Genomic DNA, 21,289 nt, shown 5'->3' with positions numbered 1-21,289 from the left:
TATGAGCCGTTTCTTTACCAAAAAACCCGTAACATCTTCGCTTTTGGTCACACTAACGCTAGCAGTCGTTATTGCCGCCTCAGCGTATTATCGCTACCACGAACGGTATAACGCCCAACGTTCGCTTATAGACACCCAACTACTCTCCAGCGTACAGCTAGTCAATCACTTAGTCGCAAAAGAGCTTCATCAGCAGCCCCTCTTACCCAACACCATTTCCTACCAAGCTGAAATGCAGCTCGCTCAGAAACTCACACAAATATCCCAAACCAGCAAGCTCACCTATATCTACTCACTGATACAAGATAAAGATGGCGCTATTCGTTTTACCTCCTCCAGCAAAGCGCCGGAAGAAATCGAAAACAATACTTACGAAGCCGCGTACTGGACGCTGTATCAGGAAGCTCCCGCAGAACTGCGGGCTGTATTCCGCAACAATAAGGCCGACTTTTCCGAGTACAAAGACCGCTGGGGAACACATCGCTCAGCGTTTATTCCTTTTACCAACAGCGCCGGCAACACCTACGTGATCGGTGCCGACTTCGCCCTCAATGATCTAGAAAAAATAGCGCAGCGATTACTGGCTCAAGAACTAATATTGCTCGCGATTGTTATCGGCCTTTTAACGGCATGGTCATTTATTTATATCCACCAGATACGTAAAACCAACGCCGTTAATCAAAAGTTCGAAAGCGCCCTGTCGGCGGCACAGATTGTTGCCTGGGAATGGGATGTGGATAAAAACACCTATCAGCTTACCGGCATAGAAAACGGCGCCTTTGGTTATACCCAGGAGGAACTGCCAAAAACGCCAGACGAGCTGCTAAACATTATTCACCCTGAGGATGTAGAGCTTTTTAAGACCGCACTGGAGATAGACGCACAACCAGGAAAAGCATCCACTCGAGCTCAAATTCGCATGCGAAACAAAGAGGGCCACTACCTATGGATACGCACAAAAGGTAAAACCTTACAGCAAAACCATAAAATCATCCGCACTGGCATACTGGAAAATATCGATGCCTTTACCCATATGCAGCTCGACCTTAACAGTTCCCGCAAGCAGCTGACCGAAAACCAGCACTTTCTCAGTGCCCTGCTAAATACAACAACGGATATGGTGAGCCTAAAAAACGAGCACGGCACCTACCTGAATTGCAACAGCGCTTTCGAAACGATGTTCGGCGTTAAAAAGAATCAGATTATCGGTAAATCCGATGAAAATTTTGTTCCCAAAGATATTGCCGAACAATTAAAAAATAATGACCTAAAAGCCCTACACAGCAAGCACCCCATAAGAGTGTCTGAGTGGCTGGCCTTTGCAAAGGAAGACAAACCCAGGCTAATCGAAACCCTCAAAACCCAGGTGCTCGATGCAAAAGGTAATATCAGTGGCGCTCTCAGTGTTGGGCGCGACATTACCGAATGGCAGGAAACCGTCAATAACCTGCGAAAATTCAAGCGCTTTGCCGAACAATCCGAACAAGGGCTTGCCATCGCCAAAATTTCTGGCGAACTGGATTACATCAACCCCTACCTCAAAAAGCTTATCCCCTCCCTTTCCGATCAACTGGCAGAGAATATTAGCGAGCTTTATCCCGTTTCATTGCACAAAAAAATAGCCGATGAAATACTGCCAACAACACTGGAAAAAGGCATCTGGACCGGCGAATTACTGGTAGAAGTTTCGAGCCAAACACACATTCCAACCCTGTGCTCTTTTTTTGCGATACGGAACAAACAAGATGTGCCCGTCTTTATCGGAAATATTATTCAGGATATTTCCGACCAAAAAGAATTTGAAACCGAATTGGAAATGGCCAAGGAAGTTGCCGAGCAAGCAAGCAGAAGTAAATCGGCATTCCTGGCAAATATGAGCCATGAAATACGCACACCGCTGAACGCCATACTGGGTTATTCCCAACTACTCGTTCAAGAAAATATCGACGACTCGATAAAAACGCAGATCAAGCAAATATTCAATTCCGGTCAACGCCTACTGCAACTAATTAACGAAATTCTCGATTTATCCAAAATTGAAGCGGGCCATATGTCCGTTCAGCGCGCGCGCTTCGATTTAAACAGTGAATTGTTCGATGTTACCCATCTACTAAAGGCTAGCGCACAAAGCAAAGGCCTAAGACTACAACTGGACAACCAGCTGCCAAACAACGCCTTCGTATGGTCAGACAAACAAAAAATTGGCCAGATATTGCTAAACCTGCTCACCAACGCGATTAAATTCACCAGCGCCGGGCAGGTAATCCTAAGCGCCCGGCAACACAAACAGGGCGTTATGTTCACCATTACCGACACCGGTACAGGCATAAGCGAAGACGATCTCAAACGGCTGTTTCAGCCATTTACCCAAGGCCAGGCAGGCACCACACAGGGACAAGGGACAGGCTTGGGACTAGCGCTTTCGCGACGCCTCACTGAACTGTTGGGCGGTACACTCAATATCGAAAAAAGTAGCGATAGCGGTACCACAGTGAACATTGATTTACCGCTGAATATCAGCCAGGATCAGCCAGAAGTACATCACGCACTCAATACCGACAGCCGCACCACGCTGAAAATTCCCGCCCATCAGTCACTAACGGCCCTGGTGGTAGACGATGATGACGACAGCCGTAACATTCTTACCCGCTACCTGCGAAACGTGGGGCTGACCGTGCAGGAGTTCAGCAATGGTGCAAGCACCTACCACTACCTCAAGCAGAATTCGGCAGAAATTGTCTTTACCGATATCCGCATGCCCCACACCTCCGGCGAACAACTGCTGGGTAAGATCCGAGGCTTACCGCAACACAGCCAAATGCCCGTCGTTGCCGTAAGCGCCTCCACCATGGATCAGGAACGCAGCTACTTTCTTAGCAACGGCTTCGACGCCTTTATCGGCAAACCCGTACAATTTCCCGAAATCGACCAGAGCCTTCGTCAACTGCTCAAGCTACCGCTCACCGGGGCCGGGGAAGACGCCCAAGCCCATACCGTATTCTTGGCCCCCACCCCAGAGGATACCCCGCCCCTCGCAGCCCCTCAGCGGGCACTGCTCACCCAACTGCGACACGCAGCGATGGCAGGGGAAGTTACCCAGGTTGCCGAACTCATAGCCCAGCTTTCGTCTAAGCATATCGGCCAGAACCGCTACCGTGAACTTCTTAGCGCGCAGGAACATTACAACTTCGAAACGATCGAAACACTTATCGACGAATGGCTGACACCGGAATAAACCACCTCTGGCACTGGCACGACTAGCACTTTAAACTTGCGCCCCTATGAATCGTATCCCCCAAAGCTTTATTGACGACCTACTCAACCGCCTCGACATCGTCGAAGTGGTGGACCACCGCGTAAAACTGAAAAAGTCTGGCAAAAACTACAGTGCCTGCTGCCCCTTTCACGACGAAAAAACACCGTCCTTTAGCGTAAGCCCGGATAAACAGTTCTACTACTGTTTTGGCTGCGGAGCCTCGGGCAATGCTATTGGCTTTTTAATGGAATACGAGCGTCAGGGCTTTGTCGATGCCGTGGAAAGCCTGGCCAAGACCGCTGGGATGCAAGTCCCCAAAGAAGAAACCAAAGAAAGCCGCGAACAGCACTTCAAACAAAAAAATATCTACGACACATTGGAAAAAGCCAGTGACTACTACCAGACACAACTCAAAGAAAACCCCAAGCGCGACCTAGCCGTTCGCTACCTGCAAAATCGCGGGCTCAGTGGCGCAATCGCCAAGCGCTTCGGCATGGGTTACGCACCGCCCGGCTGGGACAACCTGCTGATCAAGTTTGGCCTTACGGAAGAAGACATCGACCTTCAGATCGACAGCGGCTTGGTCATTCGCCGCGACGACAACAACAAGCTATACGACCGTTTTCGCCATCGCATTATGTTCCCCATACGCGATACTCGCGGTCGCGCCATCGGCTTTGGTGGCCGGGTACTGGATGATAGCAAGCCCAAATACCTCAACTCACCGGAAACCGATGTCTTCCACAAAGGCCGCGAACTGTACGGGCTATATGAAGCCCGGCAGGCGAGCCGCAACCTGGAACAACTGCTGGTGGTGGAAGGCTATATGGACGTCATCGCCCTGGCCCAATACGGCATCAACAACGCCGTCGCCACCCTGGGCACCGCCTGTGGCGAAGACCACCTGCGATTGGCCTTTCGCTATGTACAAGAAGTCGTGTTTTGCTTCGATGGTGATAACGCCGGGCGCACCGCCGCCAAGCGTGCACTGATGAACTCCATCAGCTCGATGGAAGATGGCCGCCAGATAAGATTCCTGTTTTTACCCGAAGGCCAAGACCCAGACACCATGGTTCGCCAGATAGGCGCCGAGCGCTTTTTGGAACAGGTAAAGGCCGGAATCCCGCTGGAAGACTTTCTCTTCGACGCCGCCGCCGAAGGTATCGATATCCACACCATGGATGGCCGCGCGCGCTTTACAAAAGTCGCCGCACCGCTGCTAAACAAGATACCGCAAGGGGTGTACCGTGAGTTAATGTTTACCAACTTAGCGAAACGCACCGGCCTTAGCAGCTCTGCCATTATGGAACTAACGGCAGAAAAAGCGCAACTGGCCAACCTGGAAGAGAGACCTGCACCCGCTCCTGCCCCGGCTCCCGCCACAGAAGAAATACCGCCGCCAGAACTGAACCAGGGCCCCAATGAAAGCGGCGACATAGACATACCCGAACCACCGCCAGCCAATTACGAGGAAGACTACGGCACCCTGTTTCAGGGCGAATCCGAAGAAACCACCAGCGCACCCACGCTTCGCAAACGCACCAGCGTATCCCTCAACCCTGTTAAAGCTGCCACCCTGCTACTGCTCGACAACCCGCAACTGCTGCAACAACTCGACAAAGAGCAGCAACTTCAGGCCCACGAAACACAGGACACAGAACTACTGCGCCTATTCAACCTGATCGAATATCTGCACAAACGCCCCAATAGCAACTTCAGTACACTGCTGGGCTTCTGGGGCGGAGCCTACGGCATCGACTCACAGCAAGAATTGGCAAAAATGCTCGCCACCCACGAACTCACCCGCAACAGCAAGCTATCCACGTTCGAGCCAGCCCAGGTGCTTCGCCATGCCTTCGACAAAATTCACAAACAATTTACCAACCAAGATCGCCAACGAGAGCTGGCCGAACTCAAGAACAAAGGCTTGGCGAACCTAAGTGCGGAAGAAAAAAACCGTTTTCGTGAACTAATCCAGTCTTATCGACCATCACCGAACATCTGACGCCAAATATAGTCTAAGCTTTACACGTGCGAAAAATACTTAAAAACGCTGAATTTCATTGATTTTCTAGATAGAAACCCCATATCCCGGTATAATCGCCCACCCCCGAATTTTCTCACTTTATATGCCGCAGGAACCTTAATGAGCGAACAGGCCCAAAAGCAGTCTCGTATCAAAGATTTGATCAATAAAGGCCGTGAACAAGGCTACCTTACATACGACGAGGTCAACGATCACCTTCCCGACGACATCTCCGATCCCGATCAGGTCGAAGACATCATTCAGATGATCAACGACATGGGTATTCGCGTATACGAAGTTGCGCCCGATGCCGATGAGTTATTAATGAACGAGGGCGAAGGTAGCGCCGACGAGATCGCCGCCGCCGAAGCCGCCGCCGCACTCGCCGCTGTAGAAACCGAAGCCGGTCGCACCACCGATCCCGTGCGTATGTACATGCGCGAAATGGGCACAGTAGAACTACTGACTCGCGAAGGCGAGATCGCCATTGCCAAGCGCATCGAAGAAGGCCTGCGCGAACTAATGCACGCCCTTGCTTACTGGCCCGAATCAGTCCAGAAGCTCATGACCGAATACGATATGGTCGAAAAGGAAGAGCGCCGCCTAAGTGACGTTATCAGTGGCTGGCTCGATCCAACCGAAGAAGTTACAGCGGCCACACCCGTCAACCCTCAAGCTGCCGCCGCCGCCAAAAACGAAAAATCTGACGACGATGACGATGATGACGATGAAGCAACAACAGGCATCGATCCGGAATACGCCAAAGAGCGTTTCGACGAACTGCGCAAACAGCTTCTGAAAACCGACAAAATCATCGAGAAACACGGCCGCAACAGCAAGCTGGCCGGCAAGGAAATGGACGCGTTGGGCGAAGTATTTAAGTACTTCAAACTACCACCACGTCAGTTTGACCCCATCTACAATTACGTACGAGGCGTACTCGCCCGCATTCGAGCCGAAGAGCGCGAAATCATGCGCCTGACTGTCCGTATTGCCAGAATGCCGCGCAAAACGTTTGTAAAAGAATTCCCCGGTAACGAAACCGAAGAGTCTTGGATTCCCGAAATCATCAAGAAAAAGCGCGACTACTCCGAAAGCCTTCGCACCGTTGCAGAAGACATCGCCCGCTCCCAGCGCAAGCTGCAGCAAATAGAAAACGAAAGCCAGTTGGATCTCTCCAGCGTTAAGGAAATAAACCGTCGCATGAGCATCGGCGAAGCCCGTGCCCGCCGCGCCAAGAAAGAAATGGTAGAAGCCAACCTGCGTCTGGTTATCTCCATCGCCAAAAAATACACCAACCGCGGTCTGCAATTCCTCGACCTTATCCAGGAAGGCAACATCGGCCTAATGAAAGCCGTAGACAAATTCGAATACCGTCGCGGTTACAAATTCTCTACCTACGCCACCTGGTGGATTCGACAGGCCATCACCCGCTCCATTGCGGACCAGGCCCGGACTATTCGTATTCCGGTACACATGATCGAAACCATCAACAAGCTCAACCGCATCTCCCGCCAAATGCTTCAGGAAATGGGTCGCGAACCCACACCAGAAGAACTGGGCGAACGCATGGAAATGCCCGAAGAGAAAGTGCGCAAAGTCTTAAAAATCGCTAAAGAACCCATCTCCATGGAAACACCCATTGGCGACGACGAAGATTCGCACCTGGGTGACTTTATCGAAGACATCACCATCACCTCACCCGTGGAAGCAGCCACCGGCCAGGGCCTGATGGAAGCCACCAAATCTGTACTGGCTGGCCTAACCGCACGAGAAGCCAAAGTACTGCGCATGCGTTTCGGTATTGAAATGAACACCGACCACACATTAGAAGAAGTGGGCAAACAGTTCGACGTAACCCGCGAACGTATCCGACAGATCGAAGCCAAGGCTCTGCGCAAACTGCGCCACCCCAGCCGCTCCGACCACCTGCGCGGATTCCTCGACGAGTAATAACAGCGAAAAGAGTAAACAGAGCGGCGCACGAAAGTGCGCCGTTTTTCGTTCTACCGCCAGCTAAACAACTACTCAGCCCAAAGCATTGGGTCCAGCCGATAATACTGCTGTAACTGCCCGTACAACGCCGGGTGACGCTGCTGCATCAGCGCTGGCCGCTCAAAAAACAACTCCGTCACCACCGCAAAAAACTCCGCGGGATTCGTAGCCCCATAGGCATCGATAAGCGTTTGATCACCGGCCATTAACTGGCGCTGATGCGTATCGAACTCACGGCTAAACACCTGCGACCAAATACTGTAGCTATCACGGGTGTACAGCAATGGAGCACCATCAGCATTACCGTCCTCCTGATCCAACTGGTGGGCAAACTCATGCAACACCACATTCTGGCCATCAGTGAAATTCGCCCGACCGCGCTCGACACTATCCCAGGCCAGCACCACGCGGCCATTACTCCAGGACTCACCCAGCAGATGCGTCGTCGCTTTAGACACAACCCCATACTCATCCTGCCGATCGCGCCGCGCCACAAAAGTGGACGGGTACACATAGATATAGCGCAACCCCGCATAGCGTCGGCTGGGGCGATTCAAAATAAGCAGACACGCCTCGGCGGCAATCACCACCCGAATCTCGTCGGTCATCTCCAGCCCCGCACAACCCTCAAACCGCTTGGTATAAAGAAAGTGCAGAATCAAATGCTCCAGCTCAGCCCGCAACTCGGGCGTTAAACGATCATAAACCGGCAGACGCTGCCGCAAAATCTGCTGCCACGCCGCCGGAAAAGCACGCCCCACCGCAAGCCGGTAACGCAACCGCTTCACACCAAACCACACCGCAGCCAAAACCAGCCCCGCCCCCAAAAACAAAAACCACTGCTGCGTTAAGCTCACACGCCCCCCAGATTTTTACCATTAAAACCTTTTAATGGTACCCCCCCTGTATAAATACAAGGCAAAAGCGCGCAAAAGCACACCCACAACACGCTTTACACTTGCGATCTGAGCACTTTTCGAAGAGAATAGCCGCCCTCGCATGTGGGCCTTTAGCTCAGTTGGTTAGAGCATCCGACTCATAATCGGCAGGTCCCCAGTTCAAGTCTGGGAAGGCCCACCATCTACGAAAAAGGTCGCCTTATGGCGACCTTTTTTATGGGCGGTGGGTTTTGCTAAACTTGTTCGCCCAAGCCAGTTCACCGTTCACAACATTGCGCAAGTAATCAGCAGCGCGCCAACCTTTCACCCCACCGCGCACGACTGTGGCAGCCTGGGCAAAACTCTTGCGCGAGCATAACGGCCTTCATATTGACCAAAATTGCATGAGCATTAAGTGTGGTGTTTTTTGCGCTTTATCGCGCCTCGATTCAAAGTAATTTATAGCGCCGAAGCAATGCAATTAGGCCTGTCACACTCAGCCAAATTCCGCCTAAACCGGCGATAAACACGAGCCCCATGTAGAGCGGGCTCATGCCGTAACCCGAGTGCAGCGGGTACATTTGGTTTCGTAAACGCAGCAAAAAGGGTTGCGTGTCGGCTCGCACGAATTCGGTCATCTCCAAGCGCTGTAAATCCACCGTGGCCGAGCTGCGGCCATTCGGGTGCCACTCACCATTTAAGCGTACTCGAACGCGCAGGTGGTTCATGTTCTGCCCTTGAATCCGGATATAGGTTGGCCAGGAATGGGGCAATGCGCGGTGCGCACGCTTAAGTGCAGCGCCAATATTATTCACGTAATCGGGAGAAATTGATTGCGGCACAAGTACTGGAGAACTTTTTTTGCTGCCAGTAGCCGCAAGTGCGTGGTCAACCTTGTTCCACATCATCACCGCCGCACAGAGCAGTACCACCATAAGCAAGGGCAATACGGTAAAGCTACTGTGGCTGTGAAAGCGGATCATGTATCTCAAACGCCACTTGGAGCGTGGCGGCAACACCCAAGACCAATGGTAGATGCGGCGCATCGGCCACCACACTATTGCGCCGGTAACACACATTAATAAAGCGACCAGCACCACAATAAGTAAAAGTATTTTACCTGTTGTTCCTGCGAGCAATTCGATGTGAAACTGTCGCAGCCATTCAAGCCCGTCGATAAGCCATTGACCGCGCTCGTAACGTTCCAGATGGCCGATACTTAAAAGTATTTTTTTACCGTCCCCACGCACACTCCAGAACGGCTCTTCGACACTGGGTGCTTTTATCAGCTGACGGGTATCGAACAGCGGATGCTGCACAAGCTGTTCAAGCTCGATGGCAAGCTGGTCAATGCTATAACTCACGGGCATTTCAGCCGTGGGCGTAACCACCAAGCGAATCAAGGGCTTTTGAAATACCAACAGGGTGCCGCTGGTGCAGGCTAGTAGGAACAGGGGCAGTACAGCGAGCCCAATCCAGCGATGCAACCAGCGCAGTGCAAACATTAAAAATCACGGCGCCAAGAAACGGAGAAGCTGCGCCCCATGCCTTTAAAATATCGCGCGGCATTGGGGTTCACCTGCGAGTAATACGTAAAGTAATCTGTATTACCTAGGTTTTGAATGGCCAAGCTCAAGCTCCCGCCGAAGGCAGCAAAGTCGGCGTTAAGGTCGACACTTGAATAACCTCCGAATGTGCGAATATTCTCTCCTTCGCTATTTTCGAAATCGCGATCGAACAGATGATTGAACTGCAAACGCGTGCGTAAGCTAGCACTCCAGTCGCGGTTCCAGCTTAGGTTCAGGCGGTCTGGCGCAATATTCGAGCCGCCCAAATCACTGTCTACCTTGCCATCGGCATTGGAATCGTAACGCCCTGTGGTACTCGCGTAACCCAGGCCAAGCTCATCGCTCCCCGTTAAGCTCCAGTCAACATTCAACTCGATACCGTCCACTTCCGTTTTTTCACGCTTCACCGTGTAAATACCGTCGTCACCACGCTGTAGGCGCTGACCAAAATCCGAATCGGAAACAAAGTAGGCGAACTCTGCATCGACACTTTCACTCTTGTACTCTAGCCCCAGCTCCGTATTTTCGGTGAGAATGGGCTTCAGATCTAGAAAGGTCTCAACAGTTTGATCGTCGACATTAATGCCGCGTAGCACACGCCCCACATCGGGCATCGAAAAGGCCTCAGCATAATTGGCAAACACACGCCATGCCGAACTAACCTGATATACGGCACCAAGGTTTTTTAGGGTTTCAGTAAACTCTGGCTTGCCGCCTTCAACAAAACGGCTGCCGTAAGAGGCCAGTGTAGTGAAATCATCCACCGTCAACGTGCTCTCTTCGTGGCGCAGGCCACCGGCCAAAGTCAGCTTATCGATACCCGTGTATTCAAGTTGCGCGAACGGAGCAATGTTCTGGTACTGCGTTTCAGGCACCCAAGCGCGTTCGGTTTGAATTAGTGCCTGCCACGTTTCATCCTGTAAAAAGTCGATACCGTAGACGGCATTTAGCGAACTTCCGGCAATATCGTCTTTCGACGCGGTTATTTTCACGCCGACTTTTTCCGAATTGTTTTGCGACTGATCTATAAGGTCTTCCCCGTAGACGGAGTCTTGAAAGGTGGCTATAGGTGTTACCTGCGCGCCGTAAGTTGCTTCGAAATCTTGGCGAAAGGCCTGCACACTAAGCGCCTGCCCAAAAAACTCGTCATTGCTGTAGTTCAGGCTCACCGCCTGTACTTTGTTGCGCGCGCCCTCGGCGGGCAGTTGGCCTTTCTCTGCCCCACTCGCAAGCCCCGTATCCAAATCACCCCTTACCGAAATCCACTCGTGATTGCTGGCCACGTTGTAACGATTAAGCATAAGTTCCAACCGCTGGTCCCCCCAGTTGTAGCCACCTTTAAGGAACACGTTAAGCGAATCGGAATCCATCATATCGCCCTGGGTGTTATCGACGCCGATAAACTCACCTTCAGCGTCATAGGACATGCCCGTCGCTCGGTAATTCAAACTGCCCAGCCAATCTACGGCGCCCTCGCTGTTTGAAAAGGAGTAGCCTACGCCATAGCCTAAGCTTTCGCTCAGATCTTCTAGCTGAAAACTGCTGTCGACACGGAAGCTTTGGTTCAACTCATCGCTGGGCTTTTTGGTGATCAGGTTAATGACACCACCAGCCGCACCGAGGCCGTGAATAGCGTTCGCGCCGTGCAAAACTTCTACGCGCTCAATCACGGCGGGGTCAATTGTATGGCCGTCCCTGCCACCACTGCGTAAAGGGTTACTTTGCGGTACACCGTCGATCATGTAGAGCGGTTTACGGCCGCGCAGACTCTCGCCGGCATTCGTCATTTTCTGACGGCTGGGGGAGAAACTCGGAATCAAGTTGCCAAGCACAGTGGAGAGATCATAGTGAATAGAAAGCTGTGCCTGCAGGGCATCGGGGCCAATCACCGTAATCGTATTGGGAATGGTCGCCAGCGGCTTTTCAACTCGGCTGGCGGTTACCACGGTTTCTTCAAGTTTTTGCTCATCAGAACTATCGGCATAGCTCGGGCTAGCCATCGCTGCCGCCAAAGGCAACACCATAAAAGTAGGGGAAAGGCGCATAATCACTCCGCATAAGCCCATTTTCAATGGGCGACAATGAATTTTGCGCCATATTAATGTTATTGCTAATCATTATCAATAGCATTAGAGTCATGCCGAGATGCTGCCCTCACATTTACAAGCCAGCGCTTGTACAACACAAAGGATGGTTTTTCTTATTGACGCGACGGTACCCAGAACTTGTTCTCCTAGAGATCCGGCGCTAAATGTAGCTAAAAGGAACGACAAGTAACTTTGCTTTAGAGAAGATGTCCGACAGATGAGATCGCCAAGCTGTATTCCCACACCGACGTATGGGAACGATTCAATAAACTAAAATTCAACCGTTAGAACCAGCCCTCTCTTCGTCTTTTGTCCGTTATCTCAAAAGCTGAAGTAGTTTTGCGTAAAAACATCGTGCGCGATATATTTACTGAAAGTTTACCCGGAGCCTACCATGACATCTATTTATGATTTTTCGATTAACAGCCTGCAAGGCGAAACTATTGATTTCTCAAGCTACAAAGGAAAGATACTGCTACTGGTGAACACCGCCAGCAAGTGCGGCCTTACGCCTCAATATGAAGGGTTGCAGGCATTGCATAAAAAATACAGTGATCAGGGCTTGGTGATAATGGGGTTTCCGTGCAACCAATTTGGCAATCAGGAGCCGGGAGACGAGAAGTCTATCTCTGAAGGTTGTCTGATCAACTACGGTGTAGATTTTACGATCACCGAAAAGGTCAACGTTAACGGGGAGAACAGTCATCCGCTGTTTCGTTATTTAAGAGAATCCATGCCGGGTATTTTTGGCAATAAAATAAAATGGAATTTTACAAAATTTATGATCGATCAGAACGGAAACCCGTTGCGACGTTTCGCTCCAATCACTAAACCGCAAAAATTGGAAAGGTATATTAAACGCTCTTTAAAGGGCTAGAGCGGAAAAACAAATGGAAGGCTCAATGTAAACTTAAAGAACAGGTTCTTTATGAGATCGGCATCAGTAAATCTGCAAAAGCTGGAAAATCAATTGTGCTTTCCTTTGTATGCGGCATCGCGGTTGGTTACTCGAATGTATCAACCATTGCTGGAAGAGCATGGATTAACCTACCCTCAATATGTCATTTTAATGATTCTGTGGGAAAAGGAAGGCGTCACGTGTGGTGAAATAGGTGAAAAAGCCGTGCTCAATAGCAACACCTTAACGCCCATTTTAAAGCGAATGGAGAAAAACGAGTTATTGGTCCGCCGTCGCCATGAGGACGACGAACGAAAACTGCTGGTGTATCTAACCGAGAAAGGTCTCGACCTTAAAAAAAACCTCCGATGCCTACCGAAACAACTGATTGACTCAGTAGGATTTGATGTGGAAAAAGGAACACATCTACGCAAATTATTACATGAACTTATCGACGCCCTGGCAGTATAAGTACAGCATTGCGCGCACCGCACTCCGGCAACACAGATCGTCGTTCAACAGCCTACAAGCACACCGGCGTTAAGCGCGAGATACCGTAGACCGAGTTCAGACGGACAACCAAACTTCGCATTTCGCATTTCGCATTTCGCATTTCGCCCCCAATAAAGCACGCACATTAAAGCAGAAACGGATTCCTGGGGCTGGGGGAAGCCTTCCTGGAGCTGGGTGAGCCGTCCTGGAGCCGGGGGAACCCTTCCTGGAGCTAGGGGAACCCTTCCTGGAGCCGGGGGAACCCTTCCTGGAGCCGGGGGAACCCTTCCTGGAGCCGGGGGAGCCGTCCAGGAGCTAGGGGAACCCTTCCTGGAGCCGGGGGAGCCGTCCTGGAGCTAGGGGAACCCTTCCTGGAGCCGGGGGAACCCTTCCTGGAGCTGGGTGACCCTTCCTGGAGCCGGGTGACCCTTCCTGGAGCTGGGTGACCCTTCCTGGAGCTGGGTGAGCCGTCCTGGAGCCGGGTGACCCTTCCTGGAGCTGGGTGACCCTTCCTGGAGGCTGATTTCCCGATCCGTGTAGGTGGTGGGTGACCCGTCCGTGTAAGAGGATGACCCACCTCGCCAGCAACGGCAGAATGGGCTTACAGGGTTTAAGCTTGTAACGTATTTTAGGTGCCCTTTTGTCGCATCTTTTTTTTGTTTTTTGGATACGGTTGGCGGGTTTGTTTTTCTGTAGTAATCAACATGGACACCCAAGCTAAAGCTCTATGCTTACCCGCTAAGCTTCACGCCTATTTGTTTAGAATAAATTCTTGCGGAAGAAAGGCTTTATCCTCTTCCGTTAACGCTTCTCCAGTAAAAACATGGTGCACCGCTATAGACACTTGGGGCTCGCCTATAAGCCCCTTATAGGCATAGTTTGGGCAACCCTTCTTAAGAAAAATACTTTACGCCAACTCATCGGCAAGATCGGGGATGGTGGAGTACAACGTATCGCGAGCAGACCGATACAGAAAGAAACCTAAACGTCTGCTACCGTCTCCTTTGGAATAGCCTGTTCTTGATATACCGACCTCTGATTCAGATAGTACTTAGCGGTATCGCCAAAAGAAACACCACTTACGTCAACCCAAGCACTACCACCGCTCTAATTCACTCCCCCCAATACGGCTCGGTTGGCAAGGTTTCGCTATTTTGTATATTCGCACCGGCGGGTATGTCGTCCCACATATAGCGTAGAGAGGTTAGCTCTATCGTTTTATCCCGCCATAAATGGATGATTCGAACGAACACCGTGAATACCTACCCTAGGACGTGGGCTAGGTGACACCGAGGCAACGCTATATGGGAATATTGAATCGTCACTCGCCGCTGTACTCGTTACATTTTCAATTAGAATACCAGCACCGATTTTCCCAGCCTGTTACCTTAAATTATTTCTGTATAGATGAAACTATGGGCGAAGCTTCTGGTAGTTTCTTGCCCCACAGCGGTTTTTTTAACACGTAAGGTGTTGAGCAGATATAACTTTATTCTTTTTCGGTTTGCCGTCTTAATTTATAACTAACTCTATATATTGCGACATTCCATAAAAAAGAGGCGGGTACAAAACCCGCCTAAAGTTGAGCTCCGGCACTCCAGCGCCGGACGTAGTGCGTTGTTTTATTGGGAGTTACAAGTGCTTGGAGAAATACAGCTTTGGCTATTCTCCCAACCCCAACCACTACTGGTACTGGTGCATAGGGGGTAGTTAGTGCCATACCAGTTACAGACGCCACCGGAACCGCTGCTCCCAGAACTGCTAACGATACAACTCTGGTTATTTTCCCAACCCCATCCGTCGCCATCGGGGTCTGATGATGCGCTGCTGCAGGTTGGGAAGTCGCTAGAATCACCTGAACTGCTGACGATACAACTCTGATTATTTTCCCAGCCCCATCCATCGCCATCGGGATCTGACGATGAACTACTACAGGTGGGAAAGTCAGTGGAGCCTCCAGTGCTACCGCCAGAACTACTGCCTTCGCTTACCGTTATGTTCGAATTGCCGCTGCTTTGATACCCCTCAGTGGCCATAATCATGTAATTATGGTTACCTAAATTCAAACCATTGTTAGCCCATGCGTCGAAGTGATTGCCCGTGGTGATGGTTCCTCCCACCCGCTTTGATGTACGAACACTCCAGTACTGATAAAACGTTGCCGTACCTTGAATAGAGGGTTGGTTGACGCGCTGTGTGCGATAAATTTCGTACGTACCACCATCGGTATTAACCGTGCCGTAATAGGTTCCACTCGCGCCAGGCTTATAATTGTCGTAGCTTTCAACCACGTAGTACTCCACGAGCGGACTCGTTGTCCATCCATAGAGTGCCAAGTACGAATTGCCAGAAGGATTAAAACTGCCAGAATAGTTCACCGTTTTACGTCCACCGGTACTCCAGCCTTTACCGCCAACCCAGTTCCCAACATTGCTCCAGGAAGAACTGTAGTTACCTCCACTCCCTAAGGTGAATGATACCGACCCACCACCATCGGTCCAGAAAGAATAGTAGAAACCATCATCGGTTCCGGTTTGACTGGAGGTATAGGTTTGGGCATTAGCTGCCGGCATGCATAAAGCTGCGGCGCAGATAAGTGCTGCAGTAATATTGCATTTTAGGTATTTCGTTAACATCTTTATTATTCTCCATATATTGCCTCTCAACCGACATTACCGAAAAAGGAAGAGAGGGCTGTTGGAAGGCTGACCCTGCGTGTTGCAAGCGGGGGAGATTAATCGAGCGCCATACAGTGTTGCTGTTATTGTTAAAACCGCATGGCAAACTCGGGGATGGTTTCGATAACGCGTGTAACCGGTTTCACTGTATAACCCAAGTATCTTAATGTCTATACAACTATATCCATATGGTCAAATAAACTATATCGATGTGGTCAGCATAGCAATATGTTTCTTGTGGCTCGATTAGTCGGTTTTAATTTTTTATAGAGGTGTGCTAAAGGGGTATGAAATTAGACCTACGAAGATTGAATTTCGCGCCAGCTATACAATGAACAAAGGGAAATATGTAGATACTCTACAAAGATCAAACGAACGGAACCTTAAATCTCGTAGATAAAAGATGAGTCGCTTTTTGTGTTAGCCATTTTGACGTTTGGAATTTCCGCCATTATTAATGTGTCACCATTGCTCGATGCCCCCAAAAATAATTTTCCTTTTCCGTAACCCAAGGCTGGGGGACCGCCTTATAAATCGGTGCCAGTATCTATATCGCATCATTTCGGTATCGAAATATCAAACTCGCTAATTTAAAACATTTTTACATATGCGGGGCGGTAGCGGGAACTCACGGTAGAACTTTTACGCCATAACAGGTGTTTTTTGCAAGAAATACGCTGAATAGGCCTTAGGGAACTTTATTATTTTCTGCTAGCGGCCATAATTTACAGATACCTTTGTATATCGCCACATATCAAAAATAAAAGGGGTGGCACTGTATGCGCGGACGCAAAAAAAAGCAGCGGGCCTTTTTCGCAACATGTTTATTCGTGTTTGCATTGCCGTCACAGGCCGAACAGAACGCGATAAATATTTTCGATTTAAGCCTTGAGCAGCTATTGGACGTTAATGTTCTGGGCGCCACACTCACGGAGCAGGAACAAAAACTTGCCCCCTCTTCGGTAACGGTATTCAGCTATCAGCAAATACGCGAGCTCGGCGTAGACTCGCTGGGTGAGCTGATGAATATGGTTGCCGGGTTTCAATCTTACCGCTCGTCCACTACCGCTCTGGATTACCCCTTTTCTGTTCGTGGCCGCCGCATTGGCACGGCCAGCGCCGAAGTGTTGATACTGCTGGATGGCCAACGGCTAAATGAAGCACGCACCAGTGGTGCGGCTATTTCCATGCCCATGCTCTCTGTCGCCAATATAGAACATATCGAGTTTATTCGCGGGCCGGGGGCTGCCATCTATGGTTCAAACGCCATGATGGGCGTGATCAATATTGTTACGCGCGAACACGAAAAAGAGCTACATGCCGGTATTGGCAGCTTCAACCGTTTTAAGGGCCATGTGAAAACCAACTATTCATCCGCCAACAGTTATTTTGACCTTTACCTGACGGCGGATAGGGATTCGGGTGATCAGTTCTCGATTTTGAATGTCGATAATATACAGACCACCAGCACGCAGGACCCTCGCCGTCAGTATGAATTGAACATGAAGTACCAGCGGGGGGAAACACTGCTAAACCTACAGCATTTTCATTACGAGGCGCAGGATTTTATCAGCTACGCTGGCCCGGGCGATGGCAATAACGATAGGCTATCGCAGTCCACTTCCCTGGCTTTAACCACGCCGCTTAAATGGTATAACGTTAACTCCAAGTTTCGGCTGAGCTACAACCGTTCTTCTGTAAAAGTTAGCAGCCAAGCCACAGACGCGGGCGTGTTGGCTGCCATCAGTAACCCCAGCAGCAACGATCCCCTGGTCACGCTCAGTGAAGGGGAGCCCTTCTCTGAGTGGAGGGCGTTGTGGAGCAATGATTTACGCCTTAATTCGGACCACAGCCTTCAGTTTGGACTGGAGTACCGCGCACTGAATATGCCGGAATTCACGACACGCTATAACTATGATTTAAATGCCTACCGCACCAGGGACTATCCCATAACGTGGTTCAATGGCGACTTTGGCGCGGAGCGCACAACCCAGGAAGCGTCTTCACGCGATATCTACGGCGCCTACGGTCAATATCAACGCAATATTCTGCCCAACACTCACCTAACTCTTGGGCTTCGCTATGACCACTTCTCCCAGCTAGGTGAGCAATTAAGCCCTCGCATGGGCCTGGTGCAGTCACTGACAGAATCTCAGAGTATTAAATTACTGTACGGCCACGCCTTCCGTGCTCCCTCGGAAGAGGAGCTCAACCTGTCGGTCTCATCCCGTTTCGCGGGCAATACCAGCCTCGAACCCGAGACGGTAAAAACGCTAGAGCTGATATGGCTAGGACAGTGGCGCAAAACCCGGGCCTCTATTGGCTATTTTGAAAATGTGTTTGAGCAGGCGATCAGCCAGAGTATTAATGCTGACGGTTACCTTCAATTTGGAAACGCTGTAGAGGATGAGCGCTCTCGTGGCTTTGAAGTTGAACTAAACCATGAATTCGGGCTGAGCTGGAGAGTGCTTGCAACCTTTACGCGTATAACGAAAACAAGTGAGAACAGCTTTCGCGAGGCCGATTCCCTGGGCTCGCTGGGGGTAAATTATCAGCAAAATAAATGGAATGTAAACCTGGGTGCTCATTACGCAGGCAAGCGCGATATGCTAGTACCCGGCGGCGGTTTACAGGCGCTGGACAGCTATTGGTATACCTTTGGCAAGCTGCAATACCAGCTTAAAAGCGATTGGCGGCTTTCGTTACAGGTAAAAAATATTGACGACAGCGAGTATTTCACCCCGGCGTCCTCTGATGTACTGGCCAACGGCGTACCCAACCGAGGCACAAGCGTGCTGCTGGGCGTTAACTGGCAATTCTAAGTGTAAACTCTTCAGCAAACGAATCGGCAATAACGAGGGCCTATTAAAGACATTAACGGCCCTTAGTTTCCCCCCTCCGACAATGGCATAAAACATTGCTCACCGTAAATGCCCGCACCAATACTGCTTTTACCTCTGCTTAAACCGGTAAAAATCAAATAGGCCTGAACGACCTATTTGATTGTCGGGTTAATCGATTAGTGGTGGAGGTCGAAGCGGTCGAGGCTCATCACCTTGGTCCATGCACGGATAAAGTCACGCGTAAACTTCTCTCGTGCATCGTCTGCGGCATACACTTCTGCTACGGCGCGCAGTTCGGAGTTCGACCCGAAAATAAGGTCAACCGGTGTGGCACTCCATTTAAGTTTGCCGGTTTTGCGGTCAACGCCGTTGTAAATGCCTTCGGATTTAGCGGACTTCGTCCACTTGGTGGACATGTCGAGCAGGTTCACGAAGAAGTCGTTGCTTAAGCTCCCGGGCTGATCGGTAAACACGCCATTTTGAGATTCTCCGGCATTTGCATTCAGCGTTCGCATGCCGCCCACCAGAACAGTCATTTCAGGAACGGTCAGGGTCAACAGGTTCGCACGATCAACCAGCATTTCTGCAGGAGGCCGACTCAGGCCCGCACTGAAATAGTTGCGGAATCCGTCTGCCATGGGTTCGAGTACGGCAAAAGAATTCACATCGGTCTGCTCTTGCGATGCGTCGGCACGCCCCGGTGTAAAGGGAACTTGCATGTCGTAGCCCGATTTTTTTGCTGCCTGCTCAATAGCTGCAGCTCCGCCAAGAACGATAAGATCGGCGAGTGACACTTTCTTGCCACCTTTTTTCGCGCGGTTAAACTCACTTTGAACGCGCTCAATTCGCTTTAAGGCCTTCGCAAGCTGTTTCGGATTGTTGACCGCCCAATCCTTTTGGGGGGCTAGGCGAATACGTGCTCCGTTCGCCCCACCGCGCATATCGGTGCCACGGAAAGACGCGGCCGATGCCCAGGCAGTTCTGACCAGTTCGGATACGCTCAAGCCTGAATCGAGAAGCTCAGATTTCAATTTGGCGATATCCTTTGCATCAATCAATTTGTAATCGACGGCAGGTATAGGGTCTTGCCAAATCAGTTCTTCATTGGGGACTTCTTCCCCGAGATAGCGCGCACGTGGCCCCATATCACGGTGAGTCAGCTTAAACCATGCCTTCGCAAAGGCGAGCCGGTAGGCTTCCGGGCTCTCCGAAAAGTGTTTTGCGATTTTTCGATAGCTGGGATCGAACTTCAACGCTAGGTCTGTGGTGAACATGATGGGCGCATGGCGCTTCGACGGATCATGGGCATCTGGCACGAGGTTCGATGCCTGTCCATTCGCCGGTATCCACTGGGTCGCGCCAGCGGGGCTTTTCGTTTTCACCCATTCGAAGGCAAACAGGTTGTCCAGGTAGTTAGAATTCCACAGGGTGGGGCTAACGGTCCACGCCCCTTCCAAACCACTGGTGATGGTATCTTCTGCATTGCCCTTGCCACACTTGTTTTTCCAACCAAAACCCTGCTCCTCAATACCAGCAGCTGCAGGTTCTGCGCCTAAGCAGTCGTCTGGTTTGTGAGCGCCGTGCGCTTTACCAAAGGTGTGGCCACCCGCGATCAGTGCAACGGTTTCTTCGTCGTTCATCGCCATGCGACCGAAGGCTTCACGAATATCATTCGCTGCGGCAATAGGGTCAGGGTTACCGTTTGGCCCCTCTGGGTTCACGTAGATCAACCCCATCTGTACCGCCGCCAGCGGCTTTTCAAGTTTTCCGTCGCTGCCGTGACGCTCGTCGGCAAGAAACGTGGTTTCGGGCCCCCAATAAACCAGATCGGGTTCCCAGTCGTCGGCTCGCCCACCACCGTAACCAAAGGTTTTAAAGCCCATGGATTCCAAGGAAACGTTTCCTGCCAGAACCATGAGGTCTCCCCAGGATAGTTTACTGCCATACTTCTGCTTGACCGGCCAGAGCAAGCGCCGCGCTTTGTCGAGGCTGACATTATCGGGCCAACTGTTTAGCGGCTCGAATCGTTGCTGACCGCCATCGGCGGAACCGCGACCATCCGTCATACGGTAGGTACCGGCACTGTGCCAGGCCATTCGAATAAAGAATGGCCCATAGTTTCCGTAGTCGGCGGGCCACCAGATCTGTGATGTCTTCAATACCGCTTCGATGTCCTGCTTCACGGTTTTAAGATCGAGAGTTTTAAACGCTTCAGCGTAATTGAATTTTTCGTCCATGGGACTGGACTCAGCACTATGTTGACGAAGCGGGCTGAGGTTCAGTTGTTCAGGCCACCAGAACTTATTGGAGGTTGGTTCACCCTGAGCCATATCTGGGCTCGATAGTGCGAGTGACGGTATGGCTACCGCTAAGGTAGTCAGTATAAGTATCGTTTGTTTAAACATTGAATTTGTCTCCCTTAGATTAGATAAGAAATACAGCGTGTAGCCATAAAATATATGTGTATCGAAAGGATGTATTACATTTTTAAGCTATCAGCTGGATTGAAAACTAATATCAGCGAGCTGACCAAGCTGGCAATGGAGGAAAGTACGGGCGCCGTCCGAA

At 50.7% G+C, this 21,289-nt stretch carries 11 protein-coding genes and 1 tRNA gene; 7 read left to right on the top strand and 5 right to left on the bottom strand.

The genetic code is table 11. The annotated features are described in order from the left end of the window. Position 1 precedes the first annotated feature (1 nt). From H5715_RS18930 to rpoD, 3 genes are all read left to right on the top strand, one after another. Positions 2-3,235 (top strand): ATP-binding protein, encoded by a 3,234-nt coding sequence (locus H5715_RS18930; RefSeq protein ID WP_075185059.1) that lies wholly within the window; start codon positions 2-4, stop codon positions 3,233-3,235. A gap of 46 nt (positions 3,236-3,281) precedes the next feature. Next, positions 3,282-5,261, top strand: a complete 1,980-nt coding sequence (gene dnaG, locus H5715_RS18925) for a DNA primase (RefSeq protein ID WP_075185060.1) — start codon at positions 3,282-3,284, stop codon at positions 5,259-5,261. 141 nt (positions 5,262-5,402) lie between these two features. Further along, positions 5,403-7,235, top strand: a complete 1,833-nt coding sequence (gene rpoD / locus H5715_RS18920; protein ID WP_075185061.1) for an RNA polymerase sigma factor RpoD — start codon at positions 5,403-5,405, stop codon at positions 7,233-7,235. 71 nt (positions 7,236-7,306) lie between these two features. Here the strand turns inward: rpoD and H5715_RS18915 are convergent, their stop codons facing one another. Further along, positions 7,307-8,134, bottom strand: a complete 828-nt coding sequence (locus H5715_RS18915) for a M90 family metallopeptidase (RefSeq protein WP_075185062.1) — start codon at positions 8,132-8,134, stop codon at positions 7,307-7,309. A 146-nt stretch (positions 8,135-8,280) separates the two neighbouring features. Between H5715_RS18915 and H5715_RS18910 the strand changes: the two genes are divergently transcribed. Next, positions 8,281-8,357: transfer RNA gene (locus H5715_RS18910), tRNA-Ile, on the top strand. A gap of 247 nt (positions 8,358-8,604) precedes the next feature. Here the strand turns inward: H5715_RS18910 and H5715_RS18905 are convergent. Together H5715_RS18905 and H5715_RS18900 are read right to left on the bottom strand one after the other, a co-directional pair. After that, positions 8,605-9,660 carry a PepSY-associated TM helix domain-containing protein gene (locus H5715_RS18905; protein WP_075185063.1) on the bottom strand — a complete coding sequence of 352 codons (1,056 nt, stop codon included), beginning with the start codon at positions 9,658-9,660 and terminating at the stop codon, positions 8,605-8,607. Next, complete coding sequence (locus H5715_RS18900) at positions 9,660-11,768, bottom strand: TonB-dependent receptor (RefSeq protein ID WP_075185064.1); 2,109 nt, start codon at positions 11,766-11,768, stop codon at positions 9,660-9,662. The genes H5715_RS18905 and H5715_RS18900 overlap by 1 nt, the downstream gene beginning before the upstream one ends. Before the next feature lie 436 nt (positions 11,769-12,204). On the opposite strand from H5715_RS18900, the gene H5715_RS18895 reads away from it, so the two are divergent. Next, entirely contained in the window at positions 12,205-12,687 is a 483-nt protein-coding gene (locus tag H5715_RS18895; protein WP_075185065.1) for a glutathione peroxidase, read from the top strand. Between the two features lie 51 nt (positions 12,688-12,738). Next, positions 12,739-13,179, top strand: a complete 441-nt coding sequence (locus tag H5715_RS18890; RefSeq protein ID WP_075185066.1) for a MarR family winged helix-turn-helix transcriptional regulator — start codon at positions 12,739-12,741, stop codon at positions 13,177-13,179. A gap of 1,643 nt (positions 13,180-14,822) precedes the next feature. Here H5715_RS18890 and H5715_RS18885 read toward each other — a convergent pair. After that, positions 14,823-15,836 (bottom strand): glycoside hydrolase family 11 protein, encoded by a 1,014-nt coding sequence (locus H5715_RS18885; protein WP_083608099.1) that lies wholly within the window; start codon positions 15,834-15,836, stop codon positions 14,823-14,825. A gap of 821 nt (positions 15,837-16,657) precedes the next feature. Here H5715_RS18885 and H5715_RS18880 point away from each other — a divergent pair. Next, positions 16,658-18,700: a TonB-dependent receptor plug domain-containing protein gene (locus tag H5715_RS18880; protein WP_075186508.1), complete on the top strand. Its 2,043-nt coding sequence runs from the start codon at positions 16,658-16,660 to the stop codon at positions 18,698-18,700. A gap of 197 nt (positions 18,701-18,897) precedes the next feature. On the opposite strand, the gene katG is transcribed toward H5715_RS18880, so the two are convergent. Beyond that, positions 18,898-21,051: a catalase/peroxidase HPI gene (gene katG / locus H5715_RS18875; protein ID WP_425507049.1), complete on the bottom strand. Its 2,154-nt coding sequence runs from the start codon at positions 21,049-21,051 to the stop codon at positions 18,898-18,900. Between the last annotated feature and the right edge of the window lie 238 nt (positions 21,052-21,289).

The sequence above is a fragment of the Teredinibacter haidensis genome, assembly GCF_014211975.1.
Lineage (GTDB): Bacteria > Pseudomonadota > Gammaproteobacteria > Pseudomonadales > Cellvibrionaceae > Teredinibacter > Teredinibacter haidensis.
This window is presented reverse-complemented; position numbering and strand designations above follow the sequence as displayed.

Coding starts and splice junctions, on each gene's coding strand:
- H5715_RS18905 (WP_075185063.1), bottom strand. CDS start 9,660: ATGTTTGCACTGCGCTGGTTGCATCGCTGGATTGGGCTCGCTGTACTG.
- H5715_RS18885 (WP_083608099.1), bottom strand. CDS start 15,836: ATGTTAACGAAATACCTAAAATGCAATATTACTGCAGCACTTATCTGC.
- H5715_RS18900 (WP_075185064.1), bottom strand. CDS start 11,768: ATGCGCCTTTCCCCTACTTTTATGGTGTTGCCTTTGGCGGCAGCGATG.
- H5715_RS18880 (WP_075186508.1), top strand. CDS start 16,658: ATGCGCGGACGCAAAAAAAAGCAGCGGGCCTTTTTCGCAACATGTTTA.
- H5715_RS18890 (WP_075185066.1), top strand. CDS start 12,739: ATGAGATCGGCATCAGTAAATCTGCAAAAGCTGGAAAATCAATTGTGC.
- rpoD (WP_075185061.1), top strand. CDS start 5,403: ATGAGCGAACAGGCCCAAAAGCAGTCTCGTATCAAAGATTTGATCAAT.
- H5715_RS18895 (WP_075185065.1), top strand. CDS start 12,205: ATGACATCTATTTATGATTTTTCGATTAACAGCCTGCAAGGCGAAACT.
- dnaG (WP_075185060.1), top strand. CDS start 3,282: ATGAATCGTATCCCCCAAAGCTTTATTGACGACCTACTCAACCGCCTC.
- katG (WP_425507049.1), bottom strand. CDS start 21,051: ATGGCTCAGGGTGAACCAACCTCCAATAAGTTCTGGTGGCCTGAACAA.
- H5715_RS18930 (WP_075185059.1), top strand. CDS start 2: ATGAGCCGTTTCTTTACCAAAAAACCCGTAACATCTTCGCTTTTGGTC.